The 17,275-nt window shown below is 43.0% G+C and carries 20 protein-coding genes; 19 read left to right on the top strand and 1 reads right to left on the bottom strand.

The features are described 5' to 3' along the window. Window positions 1–51 precede the first annotated feature (51 nt). Window positions 52–597, top strand: coding sequence for a hypothetical protein (locus FGQ85_RS10840; protein ID WP_138373449.1), 546 nt, complete (start codon window positions 52–54; stop codon window positions 595–597). Window positions 598–708: 111 nt separating this feature from the next. Beyond that, entirely contained in the window at window positions 709–1,191 is a 483-nt protein-coding gene (locus FGQ85_RS10835; protein ID WP_243128540.1) for a flavodoxin, read from the top strand. A 307-nt stretch (window positions 1,192–1,498) separates the two neighbouring features. On the opposite strand, the gene FGQ85_RS10830 is transcribed toward FGQ85_RS10835, so the two are convergent. Continuing rightward, window positions 1,499–1,735 (bottom strand): helix-turn-helix transcriptional regulator, encoded by a 237-nt coding sequence (locus FGQ85_RS10830; protein ID WP_005341369.1) that lies wholly within the window; start codon window positions 1,733–1,735, stop codon window positions 1,499–1,501. A gap of 129 nt (window positions 1,736–1,864) precedes the next feature. Here FGQ85_RS10830 and FGQ85_RS10825 point away from each other — a divergent pair, with 129 nt between their 5' ends. The 17 genes from FGQ85_RS10825 to FGQ85_RS10745 all read left to right on the top strand — a co-directional run bounded on the left by FGQ85_RS10825 (window position 1,865) and on the right by FGQ85_RS10745 (window position 17,249). Beyond that, a complete protein-coding gene (locus FGQ85_RS10825) occupies window positions 1,865–2,257 on the top strand; it encodes a hypothetical protein (protein WP_225877015.1) in 393 nt (130 codons plus the stop codon). A 40-nt stretch (window positions 2,258–2,297) separates the two neighbouring features. Next, entirely contained in the window at window positions 2,298–2,630 is a 333-nt protein-coding gene (locus tag FGQ85_RS10820; RefSeq protein WP_005341391.1) for a DUF5720 family protein, read from the top strand. 187 nt (window positions 2,631–2,817) lie between these two features. After that, window positions 2,818–3,726, top strand: coding sequence for a ParM/StbA family protein (locus FGQ85_RS10815; protein ID WP_044912250.1), 909 nt, complete (start codon window positions 2,818–2,820; stop codon window positions 3,724–3,726). A 55-nt stretch (window positions 3,727–3,781) separates the two neighbouring features. Next, window positions 3,782–4,063, top strand: coding sequence for a hypothetical protein (locus tag FGQ85_RS10810; protein ID WP_171027943.1), 282 nt, complete (start codon window positions 3,782–3,784; stop codon window positions 4,061–4,063). A gap of 104 nt (window positions 4,064–4,167) precedes the next feature. Next, on the top strand, window positions 4,168–4,719 hold the full coding sequence (locus FGQ85_RS10805) for a hypothetical protein (RefSeq protein WP_007884604.1): 552 nt from the start codon (window positions 4,168–4,170) through the stop codon (window positions 4,717–4,719). Between the two features lie 85 nt (window positions 4,720–4,804). After that, a complete protein-coding gene (dcm, locus tag FGQ85_RS10800) occupies window positions 4,805–6,085 on the top strand; it encodes a DNA (cytosine-5-)-methyltransferase (protein WP_338126111.1) in 1,281 nt (426 codons plus the stop codon). A 2-nt stretch (window positions 6,086–6,087) separates the two neighbouring features. Then, entirely contained in the window at window positions 6,088–7,044 is a 957-nt protein-coding gene (locus FGQ85_RS10795) for an amidoligase family protein (RefSeq protein WP_006426990.1), read from the top strand. A 12-nt stretch (window positions 7,045–7,056) separates the two neighbouring features. Next, window positions 7,057–7,539 (top strand): gamma-glutamylcyclotransferase family protein, encoded by a 483-nt coding sequence (locus FGQ85_RS10790; protein ID WP_006426989.1) that lies wholly within the window; start codon window positions 7,057–7,059, stop codon window positions 7,537–7,539. A 73-nt stretch (window positions 7,540–7,612) separates the two neighbouring features. Beyond that, entirely contained in the window at window positions 7,613–11,989 is a 4,377-nt protein-coding gene (locus FGQ85_RS10785) for a SpaA isopeptide-forming pilin-related protein (protein WP_055247154.1), read from the top strand. A gap of 88 nt (window positions 11,990–12,077) precedes the next feature. Next, window positions 12,078–13,238, top strand: a complete 1,161-nt coding sequence (gene metK, locus FGQ85_RS10780) for a methionine adenosyltransferase (RefSeq protein ID WP_171027942.1) — start codon at window positions 12,078–12,080, stop codon at window positions 13,236–13,238. Further along, on the top strand, window positions 13,238–14,215 hold the full coding sequence (locus FGQ85_RS10775) for a DUF3991 and TOPRIM domain-containing protein (protein ID WP_110102380.1): 978 nt from the start codon (window positions 13,238–13,240) through the stop codon (window positions 14,213–14,215). The genes metK and FGQ85_RS10775 overlap by 1 nt, the downstream gene beginning before the upstream one ends. A 6-nt stretch (window positions 14,216–14,221) precedes the next feature. Next, entirely contained in the window at window positions 14,222–14,968 is a 747-nt protein-coding gene (locus FGQ85_RS10770; protein WP_007884619.1) for a hypothetical protein, read from the top strand. A gap of 11 nt (window positions 14,969–14,979) precedes the next feature. Next, complete coding sequence (locus tag FGQ85_RS10765; protein ID WP_007884620.1) at window positions 14,980–15,792, top strand: site-specific DNA-methyltransferase; 813 nt, start codon at window positions 14,980–14,982, stop codon at window positions 15,790–15,792. Between the two features lie 81 nt (window positions 15,793–15,873). Beyond that, window positions 15,874–16,197: a hypothetical protein gene (locus FGQ85_RS10760; protein ID WP_015513330.1), complete on the top strand. Its 324-nt coding sequence runs from the start codon at window positions 15,874–15,876 to the stop codon at window positions 16,195–16,197. 138 nt (window positions 16,198–16,335) lie between these two features. Then, window positions 16,336–16,512: a DUF3789 domain-containing protein gene (locus FGQ85_RS10755; protein WP_015513331.1), complete on the top strand. Its 177-nt coding sequence runs from the start codon at window positions 16,336–16,338 to the stop codon at window positions 16,510–16,512. Next, window positions 16,491–16,799 carry a plasmid mobilization relaxosome protein MobC gene (gene mobC / locus FGQ85_RS10750; RefSeq protein WP_015513332.1) on the top strand — a complete coding sequence of 103 codons (309 nt, stop codon included), beginning with the start codon at window positions 16,491–16,493 and terminating at the stop codon, window positions 16,797–16,799. The genes FGQ85_RS10755 and mobC overlap by 22 nt, the downstream gene beginning before the upstream one ends. 6 nt (window positions 16,800–16,805) lie before the next feature. Further along, window positions 16,806–17,249, top strand: coding sequence for a relaxase/mobilization nuclease domain-containing protein (locus FGQ85_RS10745; protein WP_347563088.1), 444 nt, complete (start codon window positions 16,806–16,808; stop codon window positions 17,247–17,249). The last annotated feature ends 26 nt before the right edge of the window (window positions 17,250–17,275 follow it).

Raw genomic sequence — 17,275 nt, 5'->3', positions numbered from 1 at the left:
GGAAAACCTTCTGTATGAAATGGAATCCAACACAGATGGGAGGACGGATTTATGAAAAAACGAATGATTTCATTATGTCTGGTTTTATCAATGGTATTGACGTTTGCCGGATGCGGCAATGAAAGCAATGGAAGTGCGGACAATACACAGGGAACAACACAGCAGTCCGGAACAGACTCTGCCGGAGACGAGACGGATCCGGAAGATACCGTTCAGGGAACAGCGGAGGAAGATTCGGCACAGACCGGTGAGGAGACACAGGGAACAGACTCTAACATTCTGGTAGCCTATTTTTCCTGGGCGGAGAATGCGATTCTGGAAGAGGATGTAGATGCCGTTGCTTCTCCAAGCGTAATTGCGCCGGGAAATGTTCAGGAGCTGGCAGGATGGGTGCAGGAAGAAACCGGAGGCGATCTGTTCTCCATTCAGGTTACCGATTCTTATCCAAGTGACTGGGATGCCTGTCTGGAACGGGCAAATGAAGAACGGGGAGAGGACGCAAGGCCGGAACTGACATCCAGTGTCGAGAATCTTGACGCATATGATACCGTATTTCTCGGATACCCTAAAATACAGTATGGTTTTTTGAGTGTATAGCGTGTATTGAGTAGCATTTTTAAGAGTGAAAAGAACTGTGTACACAGAGAAAGAGAAGATTTGTGTATTACGTTGAGTATAGATCATATTAAATGAAGGAGGTCATTCCCTATGAGAAAACGTGGATTTATATTGATGACAGTGTGTATTCTGATAGTCGGTATGTTGGCTGGATGCGGGGCCAGGAGCGGACAAGATGAAAGCCAGACACAGTCAAATACAGGGGCGGCATCGGAGAACGAATCCAGTGCAGCTACAACAGAAGATGATAGTACCGAAGCGAGTAACGAGGCAGAGACAGATGGCGATGGAACCCAGGGGAAAACCCTTGTCGTGTATTTTTCAGCTACCGGAAATACAGAGCGTGTAGCTGAAGTCATTGCTGATACAACAGGCGGAGAATTGTTCGAGTTGGAGCCGGTTGATCCCTATACCGATGAGGATTTGAATTATAACGATGATAACAGTCGGGTATCCCAGGAGTACGCTGATGAAAGTCTGCGGAATGTGGAGCTGGTGGCTGACACTGTAGATAACTGGCAGGATGTGAAAAGAATCTATATCGGTTACCCTAAAATGGAGTACAGTTTATAGTAGTGTATAGCGTGTACCAAGTTATAATTATGGGGTTGAAAATAACAGTATACACAGATAATGTGGAAAAATGTGTATGACGTTTATATAGAAAATAACATTGAAAAAGAAATTCAAGAATGGGTAAATTCATTAAATTTAAAATAGAATAATAATTACATGAGTGACAGAAGATAAGAATCTGAATTCCCTGTCACTTTTATATTATTTGATAAGAAAAAAGAACTGGTTTATATCCGATAAGAATATAGACTGGTTCTTATTTTTAATATGCTATTATATACACAGGGAGTCGGGGAATGTCGAACTATAGCAAGCCGGAAAAGAAAGCATTGATATCGGTATGAAAGAGTTTTGCAAGTGCAACTAATTCAGATGCCTTAATGTTCATGCGATTTGTTTCCAGTTTGGCATAGGTACTTTTGGTGATGGAGATACCCATAAGATTTAATTTTGCAACTACTTGGTCTTGAGTCATATTGTTTTTATATCGAATTGCTTGGATATTTTTACCAATATCCATATCTGGTCTAATCTTTTGCATAATGATGAACTCCCCTTATAAAATAAAAAGTTTCGTAATACAGAAACATATATATTGATTCTAAAGAATTTAAATTTTATAATGTTTCGTAATAAGGAATTATTTTTAACAGGAAGAGGTAAAAGTATAATGGATGTGGAGATGGAAAAGAGAAAATTTTTAAATCTATGTGGCAAAAGAGATCGAGCATTATTGTCAGATGAAAAAAGAATGACATTGGGGGATATGGAACGATTGACATATCTGACAGAATTTTTTGAACTGGAGAACTATGGAATCGCCTTATGGAAAGAATTTGGTGATGATGTAAAAGAGCCATTTGAAGCGATGATGAAAATGTTAGATGAGCCGGAGTGCATAGAAGATCGATGGCTTGATGACGAAGCAAAAGGGGAAAAGTGGTTGTTAGAATTTCAGGAACTGGCATTAACGGAAGAATACAGGGAATGGATTCGAAATTATATCGATAAAAAATATGAAGAAAGAGGATTACCATATCCGACAGGAGCAGACTTCGATTAAGAGGTCTGCTTTTTTCTGGTCTTTTGGGAGGTGATAAGAGGTGGAAGTAAGTATTTATGAACTCTTGGCGGCAGCAAGAGAATCGGCTAAATCTGATTATATAAAAGGGGACAGCATTTTGTGTGAGAAGAGATTTCATCCAGATACCCATTACATGGTAGAAATAGAACTGCTGAAAAATGATAACAAGCTGGGAAAAAAGGGCAATTATATACGGAAGTTTTTGACAGAACCGGAGTATCTTCCCATTTTACAAAAGCAGGAAAAACATCTCATAAAAATAAAAAGACAGGCAATTGTTCAAAAAGGAAACTTGCGATATATCCCTCCCCCGGACAGGCTGGACCGCCGCCGGGAGAGGGATCTTTTATAACCGGCTGGGAAGGAACAGTAGTGTTCCTCTGGCGATAGTGGTATAAAAAAGCCAGATTTTCCGCAGGTTTTGGGACGCTGGAACATAGAAAAGTGTTCACGAATGGCACTTTTGCAACGATCCGTTGCAGCAGTGACAACATTTTTGACCTTACGTTAAACAGAAAAAATGAAAGGATGTGATTGCGATAATCATAGGAATTGATCATGGCTATTATGCCATTAAAACAAGACAAGTGTCTTTCCCAAGTGGAATTATTGGGTATGATTACGAGCCGTATACCATGCAGAATGTTCTGCAATATCAAGGAAAGTATTATGTCTGCGGTACGGGAAGACAGACGCTGGTAAAAAATAAAACGTCCAATGATAATTATTATCTGCTGACGTTGGCAGCCATTGCAGAAGAAATCAAGCATCGGAAAGCGGAACGAAAGACAGAGGTAATTCTGGCTGTTGGACTTCCGCTTTCAAGTTTTGGAAGAGAGAAACAGGGATTCAGGGAGTATCTGTTGCGGAAAGAGCAGCCAGTGCGATTTTTATATGAAAGTGAGTTATATGAGATAACAATAAAAGATGTGAAACTGTTCCCACAGGGATACTCTGCGCTTGCTCTGCATCCAGAGTATCTGAAGAATGAACCGTCTGTTCTGCTTGTTGATATTGGTGGCTGGACCGTTGACCTTATGAGGCTGGACAATGCTGTTCCGAATGCAGCAACGTGCAGAAGTCTGGAACTTGGAGTAATCCGATGTATTGATGAGACAGCAGAACAAGTGCGTAGAAATACCGGACTGTCTGTGACAGAAACTCAAATTGAGCGTGTGCTTCGGAGGGAATCTTGCAGTATGGCAGAGGAGGCCAGACGGATCATACAGGAAAACGGACGGAAATATATAGAAAGAATACTGTCTGCGGTGACAGAATCCGGGTTTGATCTCCGGGCAGTACCCACCGTATTTATGGGGGGAGGCTCCGCAATTTTAAAACGCCACGTGACCGCACAGGACGCGATTTGCCGCCCCGTTTTTATAGAGGACGTCCATGCCAACGCAACAGGGTATGAACGGATTGTAGAGCAGATGTGGACGAGATGACACGCCCGGTATATTCGTTCCGCCCGAACCTGAAAAATCCAGAACACCAGAGGGCATGGGAGAAATTTCAAAGTGTTCCAGAAGGGCAGAAAAGCCAGTATCTGGTTCAGGCAATTCTGGAAAAAGAGGATCGGAAATGGATGGAAGAAGTCATTCAAAAGACGATAAAAGAAAGTGTTCGGGAATTAGGAATATGTGGCACTACGGAACAATTGAAAACGAAACCATCATCGGAAGAAATACCAGATCAGATGATGGATTTTCTATCTCAAATGGAAAATTTGTAAAGGGGGTGAGGCCTATGATTGCACGATACATACATTGTTGGATCTGCTAGGGGTAAGGCAAGAAATGCATCGATATCTTTGGTGGGTATTGTGAATAGCTTTCCATGCGGCTTTGGAGTATGTTGTGTGTAGCAAAAGTGAAAGGAGAAAGGTTATGGCAGAGATGAAAAATATCTGCGGAAAGATCCCGATGGACTTACATGAGAAAGTAAGAGAAGAGATTGAACTCACAGAAAGCAGCACACAAAAATTTTTACAACAGGTCATTGAAGAACATTTCAACAGAGTGGAAGGAAAAGGAGAAATAAGCATGGGAGCAGTAAGAACAGTAGCAGTACAGGTATCAGAGGAATTATTCCAGAGATTAAAAGTAGTCATCGGAAAGAAACACATGAAACAGAAAGACTTCTTAATTCAGATTATAGAAGAAGCACTGGAAAAGGTAGAGGTCGAATGGCAAAGCAAAGAGCAGCCTGAAGAATCCGAACAGACAACTGGAGAATTGGGAACAGAAGAAACTCAACCGGAAGAAAGAACTGAGCCGGAAAGGGAAAGTGAACCAGAAGAGGAAGCCGAACCGGATGGAGAAAGTGAACCGAAAGAGGAAAACAAACCAGAAGGGGAAAGTGAACCGGAAGAGGAAACTGAACCAGAAGGAGAGACTGATCCGGAAGAATCCAAAGCAGAAGAACCAACAGAATGGTAACCAATTGATACAGAATAACGAAGGGCGGTATGAGAGATCATGCCGCCTGTTTTTATCAGCAAAAAGGAGGTTGATAGCCGCAACCATTCAATTTTTTGATCTCTTTAGCGGAATCGGGGGATTTCGTGAAGGCTTAAGACGGGCAGGAAACTTTGTCTGTGTCGGACATTGCGAGGTGGATACTTATGCGGATAAGAACTACCGATTGCTGTTTGATACGGAAGGGGAGTGGTATTGTAATGACGCAAGAACAATCGAACCAGAACGAATGCCAGATTTTGATTTACTCTGTGCAGGATTTCCTTGCCAGGCATTCTCTATCGCCGGAAAGCGAGAAGGATTTGCAGATGCAAGAGGAACTCTCTTTTTTGAAATTGCCCGGATTCTTGAAGCTAAAAGACCCTCGTATTTTATCCTTGAAAATGTTCCCGGTTTGTTATCGCATGACAAAGGCCGGACGTTTTGCACCATCCTCAGTACGCTTTCTGAACTGGGGTACCATGTCGAATGGAAAGTGCTTAACAGCAAGGATTTCGGAGTCCCCCAAGCAAGAAAACGGGTGTATATTGTCGGATATTTTGATTTCCGATGTGCCGGAAAAGTATTACCTGAACCAGAAACAAATGGAGCAGCTCTTGTTCAAGTCCGGGCAGGAAGTCAGGGGAAAAGAGTCTACAGTCCCAAAGGACTAAGCTGTACCCTGACATCACAGGCAGGTGGAATGGGCGGCAAGACAGGATTATATGATGTAGGTGTTCCAATCAAAGAGAATACAAAGCTCGGCTACAAACTTGCAAGAGAAGGGGACAGCATCGATCTGGGTTATGCGAATCTCAACAGCAGGAGAGGAAGAGTCGGACACCAGATCGCACATACCCTGACAACAGGTGTTCAACAGGGAACGCTGCACTTTGTCGATCTTTCACCTCCGCCGGTGGTAACGGAAGAATGCAGAAGCCTGAATACCAGACAATGCGGTGTCCACAAATACAAAGGAGAATGTTCTGGTGTATTAGCAGAGGATGGAGCAAGAGCAGTCTTAACACCAGCAAAAGAGAATGTTCGTCAGAACGGCAGACGTATGAAAGAACCCGAAGAACCGATGTTTACAATTACTGCAACCGATCGTCATGGCATCTTGTATCACGGCAGAATAAGAAGGTTAGTTCCGAGGGAATGTCTGCGACTGCAGGGTTATTACGACTGGCAGATTGATAAGATCATAGACAGCACTTCTGACGCACAGCTTTATAAACAGGCTGGAAACGGAGTAACTGTCAATGTTATCGAGGCAATTGGCAGATTGTTACAAAAGGCAGACTCCGAACTTAACACACAGAAAGTGTCTGAGAAAGGAATCCATTAGGCATGATCGGAATAAAAGACCAATACTTTGGCACAGAAATCGAAATGACAGGGATTACCAGACAACGTGCTGCAGAAGTTGTTGCTGAAATGTTTGGAACAGAAGCATATTATGACGGCACTACTTATGGAGTCTGGTCAGTGATAGATCTGGAAGGAAAAAAGTGGAAATTTATGTCTGATGGGAGCATTTATACACAACGGAAAGTATACGGTCGAATTGTAGACGCAGGTGGAGAATATTCAACAGAAATGGTATCACCGAAATTATCCTATGATGAAATGGGAAAGTTACAGGAAGTAGTACGATGTCTGCGACAGCATGGAGGTTTTGTAAATGAGTCCTGTGGTCAGCATGTTCATGTAGATGCATCGAATCATACACCGCAGAGTCTGAAAAATGCACTGACAATTATGTATGCAAAGGAAGATATCCTGTTCAAAGCACTGAAAGTGCAGGAGAGAAGAGCAAATAGTTATTGTCAGAGGGTGCGACCGGAGGTATTGGAGAAAATCCGAAAAATACCAAATAAATCAATCACAATGGACCGAGTAAGAAATGTCTGGTATGGAGGCAGGGATGGAAGTCATACCCATTATGATCATACCCGTTATTATGCTCTGAATCTTCATGCTGTGTTTTCCAAGGGAACTTTGGAATGGCGTTGTTTTGAAAGCACACTACATGCAGGAAAGGTGAGAGCAAATATTACACTGGCATTAGCCATTTCCGCACAGGCAATCAATCAGAGATCGACACAGATGAAAAAGACACTGATATCAGAAAACCCGGCATTTACATTTCGTACATTTTTATTGAGACTTGGGTTAATTGGAGACGAATATAAAAATGTTCGAAAACATCTGCTGGCAAATCTGGATGGTGATCTTGCGTGGAGATATGATAAAAGCACGTATGAGTGTCTGAAGAAAAATCAAAGGACAGAAGGAGTCAGATAGAGGTGAGAAAAAATGAAAGATAGATATTACTTCGCTTATGGCAGCAACATGAATCTGGAGCAGATGAAGTACAGGTGTCCGGCTGCGGAAGTTGTGGAAAACGTCCGGCTTGAAAATTATCGGCTGGCATTTCGGGGAAGGGCTCCGGGCAATGGGGTAGCAACGGTTCTGCCGGAAAAAGGAAGCTATGTCGAAGGAGTCTTATGGAAAATCACAGAAGCGTGTGAGAAGAGTCTGGATTTTTATGAAGGATTCCCAAGTTTTTATGGGAAAGAATCGATTCGGGTAAAAAATCAGGATGGTGTGGAGAAAGAAGTGTTTGTATATATGATGAACGCTCCGCACAAAGATGTTCCGGCAAAGCCATCGAAATTTTATCTGGATGGAATTCTGGAAGGATGTAAGGATAACCAGATTCCAACGGAGTCTGTCATGGAAGCGGTAAAACGTACCAGACAGGAAGTAAAAAAAGAAAAAAATCGATATGCAAGATAAAACGTACCGCAGAGGAAACATCTTCTGCGGTATTTTACTGAAAAAATCTATTTATAATAGGAAGGAAAAGCACATGAAGGTTAGAAAATTAAAGACCAGAATTGCTGCTTTTGGACTGGCTGTCCTGATGGGCATCAGTACCTTGAGCAGTGCGAATGCGTTTGCGGCCGAACAGACAGGCTCGGAACAGCAGACGGAAGTACAGGCATCTGAACAGGCGGTAACAAGCCAGAAAGATACATCAGTTACAGCAGATGATATCACAAAAGCAGTTTCAGATGATACATTTGCAGTGGAAACCAGTATGGAAGGAATCCATTATGATGCAGAAAAAGAAGATGTTACGCTTGTAAGTATCAAAGATGAGAATGGTGGAGAGTATCATTCAGACAAAGCAGGAACATATATTGCCACTTATATGGTCGTTCCAAAAGATAAGAGTGACAGCTATACCATCACCCGTAAAGTGACTCTGACGGATACCGAAGGACAGGCACATTCCGAAGAAAATGGTGGAGAGAAACAGAAGTCAGATACAGAATCTGAAGATGATTCGGATTCGCCTGTGCAGAACTACACAGATGTAGAAATTGAAACATCCGAAGAAGATGCATCTGCACAGGCAATCAAAGAACTGAAAGAGGACATCGAAGAGGGAAATGTGATGGTATTGTCTGCGGCTGAAAGAGCTACAAGCAGCGGTTCCACAGTTACATTGACAAAGGGGAGAACTATTTATTATCCAAGTTATATTGGAAATTATCTTACTTGCCTGTTTACAGTCAATGGAAAAATTGCATACTGCCTTCAGTCCCAGAAAGCATCCCCACCGAGTGGAAGTTATGTAGCACAGGTACTGGACAGCAATAAAAATCTGCAGAAAGTCCTTTATTATGGTTATGGCGGGGCAGGAGATCTGACAGGAAGTTATCTGTCTGGAAAAACGGAAGATGAAAAGTATGTGTATACACACATTGCAGCCAGCTATGCTTATGCAGGAGAAGCCGGATTTACAGGGTGTAATTATAATGACCTTGTAAATGCAGGGGTTATCGCATATATCAATTATCTGTTTGGACAGGAAGAACCGCCAAAAGGTGAACTGAGCCTTTCAAGCACAAAGCTGAATGCAGTACGGGATGGAAACATCCAGAAAACACCAAATATCACACTGTCTGGAGATCACAGAAACTATGTGACACTGAGTGTACCAGAAAATGTGACAGCACATAATCTTTCCAAAGGAACAAGTGTTACAAATGGAAAAATCCAGATTTATGGTGGAGATACATTCTATCTGTCCGCAGATTTATTACTGACAGGCAGTTATGCTTCCGGCAACTTATATGGTTCTGTCGGAAAGACATGGAGAACACTGGTGTTGACAACCGGAGATTCCAAGCAGGATATCGGTGTATTTGAAAGCGAAACAGCAGCGCCGGTAAGCTTCAGTGTACAGTGGCTGAATATGACACGCATTGAACTTATGAAGAAAGATGTCAATACACAGAATCCACTGTCAGGAGCAGTTTATGGTATTTATACTGATAAGAAGTGTGAAAATCTGCTGATGACAATGTCAGCAACCGGAACAGACGGAAAAGCAGTCAGCGATTATTTTGATTCTGCACTGAAAACAGTGTACGTGAAAGAGATCACTGCTCCGACAGGATACAAACTGAATACAGAAGTATATAAAGTGGCTGTTACTGCCGGAAAGACAATGACTGTAACAGCAACAGATGAGAGAGTCACCGGAAAGGTGAAAATCGCAAAGATCGATAAAGAAACACTTGCATTTAAAGCGCAGGGGGACAGTGTTCTTCGTGGTGCTGTGTATGGTCTGTATGCAAAAGAGGACATCGTGCATCCGGATGGCACAACAGGGGTTCTGTATAAACAGGACAGCCTGATTGCACAGGGAGTCATCGGAGATGACGGAACACTGGAATTTTCAGAATTATACCTTGGAGAAATGTATGTAAAAGAGATCACTCCACCGGAAGGATATACACTGGATACTACCAAATACGAGGTATCAGTAACTTATGAAGGTCAGGATGTTGCCGAAGTGACAAGAGACCTTACGGTAAAAGAGCAGGTAAAGAAACAGGCATTCCAGTTAATCAAAATCAGTGAAGATGGAGAGCAGACAGAAACAGACCTGGTTGCAGGAGCAGGATTTAAGGTATATCTGATCAGCGACCTGACACAGGTAAAAAATGGAAAACTGAAGCCAGCCAATGGAGAAAGCTATACAGCAAGCGATTTCAAAAATTATGACTTCAGCAAAGAGCAGGTTGCAGTTACTTACGAGAATGGAACAGCCGTACCAGTACCAGAACTGATCACTGATACAAAAGGATATGCAGTCAGCCCGGAACTGCCGTATGGAAGTTATGTTGTAGTGGAAAGTACTACCCCTGAGAATTTGAAAACCATTGATCCATTTGTTGTAAATGTGGAAAATGACAGCAGAGAGCCAATGCAGTGGAGAGTATTTGATGACCGCCCGTTTGAATTTTTGCTGAAAATTGTAAAGAAGGATGCACAGACTGGAAATACTGTTTTAAAGGCTGGTGCTTCTTATAAGATTTACGATGTGACAAATAAGAAATATGTGGAACAGGTTGTTCAGTATCCGAAGAAAGAAAAGATCAGTGTATTCGAAACAAACGAGGAAGGATATCTGATCACACCGCAGGAACTGAAGTGCTCTACCTACCGAATCGAAGAAGTGAAAGCACCGGAAGGATTTGTAAGACAGGGAAGCGAGGAGTCCCTGTATGATGGAACAACGATTATTTCACCATTAGAACAGACTACAAAAGGAACATATAAAGAAAATCCACAGAGTGGTATTGTAATTACAGTATCCTCAAACACTGCACATCAGATTGATCCAGATACAGGAGCTGCGATTGTAGAGGTAGAACAGAAAAACGATGAACAGGTAGGAAGCCTGCTCCTGACGAAAAAGGGAGAACAGCTTACCGAAGTAACCGGAGATTCTGTTCTGGCAAAAGTAAAAGCACTGGTTTCAAAAGTAAGAAATGCCGTATCTGGAAAAGAAGAAACAGGTATTTATAAAGGCTTTAAATATGAAGAAACCGGAGTAGAAGGCGCTGAATTCGAAATATATGCCAAAGATACCATCTATTCACCGGACGGAGCAAAGGACGAAGCAGGAAATCCAGTTGTCCGATATGAGAAAGATGACCTGGTAGCCAAACTGACTACAGATGAAAATGGAACAGCAGTTATCAACAATCTGCCACTGGGAACGTATTATCTGAAAGAAGTTGTAGCAGGAGAGAATTTTGTCCTAAATACAGAACAGAAAGAATTTACCCTGACAGCAGAGGATGATACACAGGCAGTTGTTTATGAAGGCGTTACCTATAAAAATGAAAGACAGAAAGTTTTCGTATCAGTAGAAAAGAAAGATTCTGTCACAGGCGAAAAGCTGGAAGGTGTTATTTTTGGACTGTATGCTGCAGAAGATATTCTTTCTAATCAGGGAGAGGTTCTCGTAGAGAAAGATACCTTGCTGGAAAAGAAAGCAACGGATGCAAAGGGAACACTTACTTTCGACAGTGATCTTCCACATGGAAAATACTATGTCAAAGAGGAAGTCAGAAAAGCTGGATATCTTCCAAATGAGGAAGTATGGAATGTAGATGCAACTTACGAAAATCAGAATCTTGCAAAGATTGAACTGAACAAAGAAGTTGAGAATCAGCCGACAGAAACACGCATTACAAAAACAGATGCAACTACCGGAAATGAGCTGGAAGGAGCCAAACTGCAGGTCATTGATAAAGACGGAAATGTTGTGGAAGAATGGGTAAGCAGTAAGGAAGAACATGTCATTTACGGACTGCCGGAAGGAAGTTATACCTTACATGAGGAACTGGCTCCTTATGAAGATGGCTATGTGTCTGCCAGCGATGTGATGTTTGAAGTCAAAGAAGATGGCAGTGTGACAAAGGTTGAGATGAAAGATGAATATTCCAAAGTGGAAATTTCAAAAACAGACCTTACAACCGGAAAAGAACTGGAAGGGGCAAAGCTTCAGATTATCCGCAAAGACGGAACTGTTCTGGAAGAGTGGATTACAGATGGAAAACCACATTCCGTTGAAAAACTCCCAGTCAATGAAGAACTTACTCTGCGTGAGATCACAGCACCGGATGGTTACGAGATTGCGGAAGATGTCACATTTACATTGAAAGATACAATGGAAGTCCAGAAAGTAGAAATGAAAGATGCCAGAACACCGGAGAAAACAACAGAAAAAACAAATGCACCAAAAACAGGTGATAACCAGAAAATATGGGCGTTTGTTCTGCTTGCACTGGCATCTGCTGGAACAGCTACAGGAGTGACTGTATACCGCAGAAAGAAGTCAAAAATGACAGACAACAAAAAAGAAACAGAAGAAAAATAAAATAAGAATTACAGGATAAACCAATCTGACAGGGCAGGAGATGTGCATAAAGCAGCTTCTGCCCTGTCTGTATATAAGGAGAAGAATGATGAGACGTTTTTATACAGCAGAATCAGTAACAGAAGGACACCCAGACAAAGTATGCGATCAGATAGCAGATGCAATCTTAGATGAATGTCTGCGTTACGATCCATCTTCGAGAGTGGCGTGTGAAGTCCTTGCTACAAGAGGAAATGTGTTTGTAGCAGGAGAAATCACCAGCGGATATGAACCACCAGTGTTTGATGTGATCCGAAAAGTTTTAGAAGAGTGTGGATATTGTACAGATGGGATAGAAATGGATACGTTTGTACACCAGCAGAGTCCAGATATTGCGAAAGCAGTGAGTGTGTCGAAAGAATTTCGGGATAATATCGGCGCAAAATTAAGAGATAGAAGCAGGGGAGCTGGAGATCAGGGTGTTATGGTCGGATATGCGTGTGATGATACTCCGCAGCTTATGCCAATGCCGACTGTTCTGGCACACCGGATCACACGTGAACTTTCGGCTTGCAGAAGAAGCGGATATATCAAAGATATCTTTTCGGATGGAAAAGCACAGGTAACCGTAGAATATGAAGATGGAAAACCAGTGAGACTGGAAAGTGTTGTTGTTTCCTGCCAGCATGGTGCAGAAAAGAGCCTGAAGAAGTTAGATGCCGAGATTAGAGAGAAAGTGCTTCGCTCAGCACTCAGATTACTGCCGCCGGATGAGGATACGAAGATTCTGATTAATCCGTCAGGAAAATTTGTGTGTGGAGGGTTTGATGCAGATACCGGACTGACGGGGAGAAAGCTGATGGTGGATACTTATGGCAGTATGATTCCGCATGGCGGCGGTGCATTTTCGGGAAAGGACTGTTCGAAAGTAGACCGTTCGGCGGCTTATATGGCAAGGTATATCGCCAAAAATATAGTAGCTGCTGAGTTTGCAAGCAAGTGTCAGGTGTCTCTGGCTTATGCAATCGGAGTAGCAGAACCGGTTATGATTGAGGTAGATACCTTTGGTACAGGAAAAGTGTGTGCAGATGATTGTCTGGCGGCAGCAATCCCACTGGTGTTTGGAGTGACACCCGTTCAGATCATGGAATCCCTTCGATTGAATCGTCCGATTTTCCGGCAGACGGCAGTTTTTGGTCATTTTGGAAGAAAGGAGTTTCCTTGGGAGCGGACAGATAAGGTACTGGCTCTTCAGGATACGATTCTGTAATGCCTTGGGTAACAGAAGAAGAGATTCAGGCAGCAAAAAATATGACTGCGTATGAGTATTTGCGAACACATCAGGCACAGAGACTGCAAAAGACAAGAACCAGAAATGAATGGCAGTTGACGGACCATGACAGTTTTAAAATCAATGAATTGTCGAGTAAATGGCATTGGAAATCCAGAGATATCGGGGGAGTGTCTGCACTGCGGTTCCTGATTGAAGTGGATGGAATGAAATTTACAGATGCTGTAAAACTGCTGTGCGAAGAGAGTCCGTCTTTTATTCCGACACAGTCTGCCGAAAAGGAAAAACCACTATTTAAACTGCCGGAGAGATATTGTAATTGCAGACGAATCAGGGCTTATTTAAACCACAGAGGAATCAGCGATGAAGTGATCACATATTGTATTTCACATGAAATCCTTTATGAAAGTGTCCCGTACCATAACGCAGTTTTTGTTGGGAAAGATGAATCCAGAAAAGCAAGATATGCATTCCTGCGAGGAATCTATGAAAAAAACGGGAAGGGATTCAAGATGGAGCAGACCGGGAGTGAAAAAAAGTACAGCTTTTGCATTCCACCTGAAAGAGAAACAAAGCGAGTTGCCGTATATGAAGCGTGTATTGATGCATTGGCACACATGACACTGGAAGAAGGAAAGAGGGATAAATATCGTCTTTCCCTTGGGGGAATCGCTGCTCCGAAAGAAAACGCACTGATACAGAGTGAACGTTTTAAAAAGCCGCCGGACGCACTGGAAGAGTTTCTGAAGAACCATCCGGAAATCAAAGAAATTGAAATATGCACCGATAATGACTTTGCCGGGAGATGGGCGAAAGAACAGATGAAAAAACATTACGAGGGAACGTATCAGATTATCTGCAATCTGCCGGAAAAAGAAGGGGAAGATTATGCAGACCTTGCGAAAGAAAAAAAGCAGGCAAATAAATGCAGGGACAGACCATTGGAAAGAAGGTGATAGAGAATGGAAGAAAAAGGAACGATGCACGTACATCTGTTGACGGAGCTGACTGGAAATCTTTATTCAGAAGAATCCGAATGGGAAGAAGAGTGGTCGGAGAGTGATGAATATGGAATGCCATTAGATGGAACAGAACTTGCCGATTATGAAGAAGTCATCCGAGAAGAACTGGAACGCTATGGGGAAGATGATCTCATGCAGTATTTTGACGGAAGTGAGTCCATTCAGGAAAAGATACAAAGTGCAGTTGTTACGATAGAAAACAAAGACGGAATCCTGTACGGCTGTACCAAACTGGAATTAAATGAATTTTTAAGTCAGGAAGAACTACAGGAATTCACCGAATACATTACAGGGCAGTACAGTGACGGGTGGGGTGAAGGATTTGAACAGAGGGATATCAAGGTAGATGGTGGAACGATGAATGTGCATTTTTGGCATCCTAATATGGAACAGCCGAAAATGTATGAAAAGAAAACAGAGCAGATTCCGACAAAGCCTGAGAAACAACGTCCCAAGTTACAGCTCCTTGGACATGATGGGAATATTTTTTCCATTATGGGCGATGCCTCAACTCTTTTGAAAAAGAATAAACAGACAGCAGAAGCAAAAGAAATGCGTAAAAGGGTATTGGAAAGTGGGGACTATTACAAAGCACTTTTGATTATCAGCGAATATGTAGAAACTGAGTTGAGTCCGCCGCCCAAAGAAAATAAAAAGACAAAGAAGAAAAATCAGCCGGAACGCTGAGAAAAGAAAGGATGATGCCTATGACAAATGGCCTGAGTTTGGAAGAACTTATGAAAGAGGGAACATACCCGGAGGAATATACTGAAGGGGAAAACTGGAAAATATTACATGGAGATACATTAAAACTGGTCAAAGCATTCCAGCCGGGAATCTTTGATGCAGTTATTACCGATCCGCCGTATGCATCCGGTGGAACAAAACAGAATGAAAGAAATCGTACTACAAATCAGAAATACAGCAGTATGAGTGCTGCCAATGCACTTCCGGATTTCGATGGGGATAACAAAGACCAGAGATCTTGGACGCACTGGATGGCTGAATGGCTCTATGATGTGCGGAAAGCCTGCAAGAAAGGTGCTCCGATCTGTCTGTTCATTGACTGGCGTCAGTATCCATCGATTACCGATGCATTGCAGTGGGCAGGATGGATCTGGCGAGGAACAGCGGTGTGGGATAAGGGAAACTCCCGTCCACAGAAAGGCCGTTTCCGCCAGCAGGCTGAATATATTGTGTGGGGCAGTAACGGACCGATGCCGATCAACCGTCCGGTATCTTGTCTGCCGGGCGTCTTCCGATATGGCAATCCGCAGAACCGGATTCATGTGACAGAGAAACCGTTGCAGCTTATGAAAGATGTTATCCAGATTTGTGAACCGAGAGGGCTGATCCTGGACCCGTTTGTCGGAGCAGGAACAACTGTCCTTGCAGCGGTTATGACAGGTTATCGTGCAGTGGGAATTGAGGTAACAGATGCCTACTACAAACTGGGAAGTGACAGAGTGAAAATTGCATTAGAAGCAGAGCAGAAAGAGGATGAAAAGTAGCCGGGATGTCCAATTGGACATCTTGTTTTTTATAGAGAAAATGAGTGGCATCCAACTGGATGCAGGAAGGAGATGGAGCGTATGGAACAGGCGCTGGCTTATGTGTGCTGTTCAGCAGAAGAAAGCCGGGTAAAAGTGCAGAAATATTGCAGAAAAATCTATGAACTTGGGTATGTACCAATCTGTCCGAGATTTGTATTCTCACCATTCTTGGAAGAGTCTGATGCAGAAGATATGCAGGGATATGGAAGAATGTCCCATATCCTTTTACGGAGATGCCGGATGGTAGTCGTATGTGGGAAAGAAGTGACAGGAACAATGAATACCGAAATCAGTATGGCAGACAGACTCCATATCATTTGTACGACACTTGATGGACTGGTACAGATAAAAGAATCAAAATAAATCAGAATCGAGTCAATCCGGTGCTACAGAAACTGGCGGTACTCGTTTTGCAAGCATAGCGTTTGGATATCCAAACGCACTTTGGGGAGAACCCCAATCCCCCGGACACAGACGGAAATGGAAAGGAAGGATCAAGTCATGTTAAGAAATGGAGTAATGATTGTAATCGCATTGATGAGCGGAGGATTTATAGGAGTGATAGTGACCTGTTGCATGGTTGCAGCGAAAAAATCCGATGAGGATCTTGGCGGTATGATGAAAGAGGAAGAGAAAAAAGAAGGGACGGTGATGCAATGCGAAAACGAAACCATGTGATCCCGGTACGGCTTAATGCAAGGGAAGTCAGGGAACTGAATGAGCAGGTCGAAAGAAGCGGTCTGAGCCGGGAAGAGTTTATGCGTTCGTTGATTTTAGGAGCGCAGGTTCATGCAAAACCCTGTGAGCATCATCCCGAATTGCTCCGAAAGATTGCAGGCTTATGCAACAATGCCAATCAGCTTGCACATGTTGCCAATGCTTCTGGTATGGCAAGCGAGCAGAGTATTCAGGAAATGCTGCGGCTTACCAAAGAGACATGGCATCTGGTAAAGGAAGAGTGGTAATGACCGATGGCTTATACAAGTGTTATCCCCGTCCACCGCCTGGACCGTTCCATCGAATATGTGAAAGACAAAGAAAAAACCACACAGAAAGCAGACTCTTTGGAGGCTGCCATTGATTATGCCATGAACCGGACAAAGACGGAACAGGCGGTCTTCGAAGATACCATCGGATGTACCAATGAAAATGCGTATGCAGATATGGTGGCAACAAAAAAGAGATTCCATAAGATGGGCGGTGTGGAAGGATACCATCTGGTACAGAGTTTTGCAGAAGGTGAGGTGACACCGGAACTGGCACATCTCATCGGACAGGAACTGGCAGACCGGCTCTTAAAGGGACAGTATGAAGTCGTTATCACAACGCATCTGAATACCAGACATTATCATAACCACATTGTCTGTGCGCCCATAAGGGGCAGAGTAAATCCGCTTAGCAAGCGGCAGGCGTGAGGTTTCATGCCTGTGGTCAACGGCTA

The sequence above is a fragment of the Pseudoflavonifractor sp. BSD2780061688st1 E11 genome (assembly GCF_005844125.1).
Lineage (GTDB): Bacteria > Bacillota > Clostridia > Lachnospirales > Lachnospiraceae > Sellimonas > Sellimonas catena.
The sequence above is the reverse complement of the archived record's forward strand: the minus strand, read 5'-3'. Positions and strand labels throughout refer to the sequence as shown.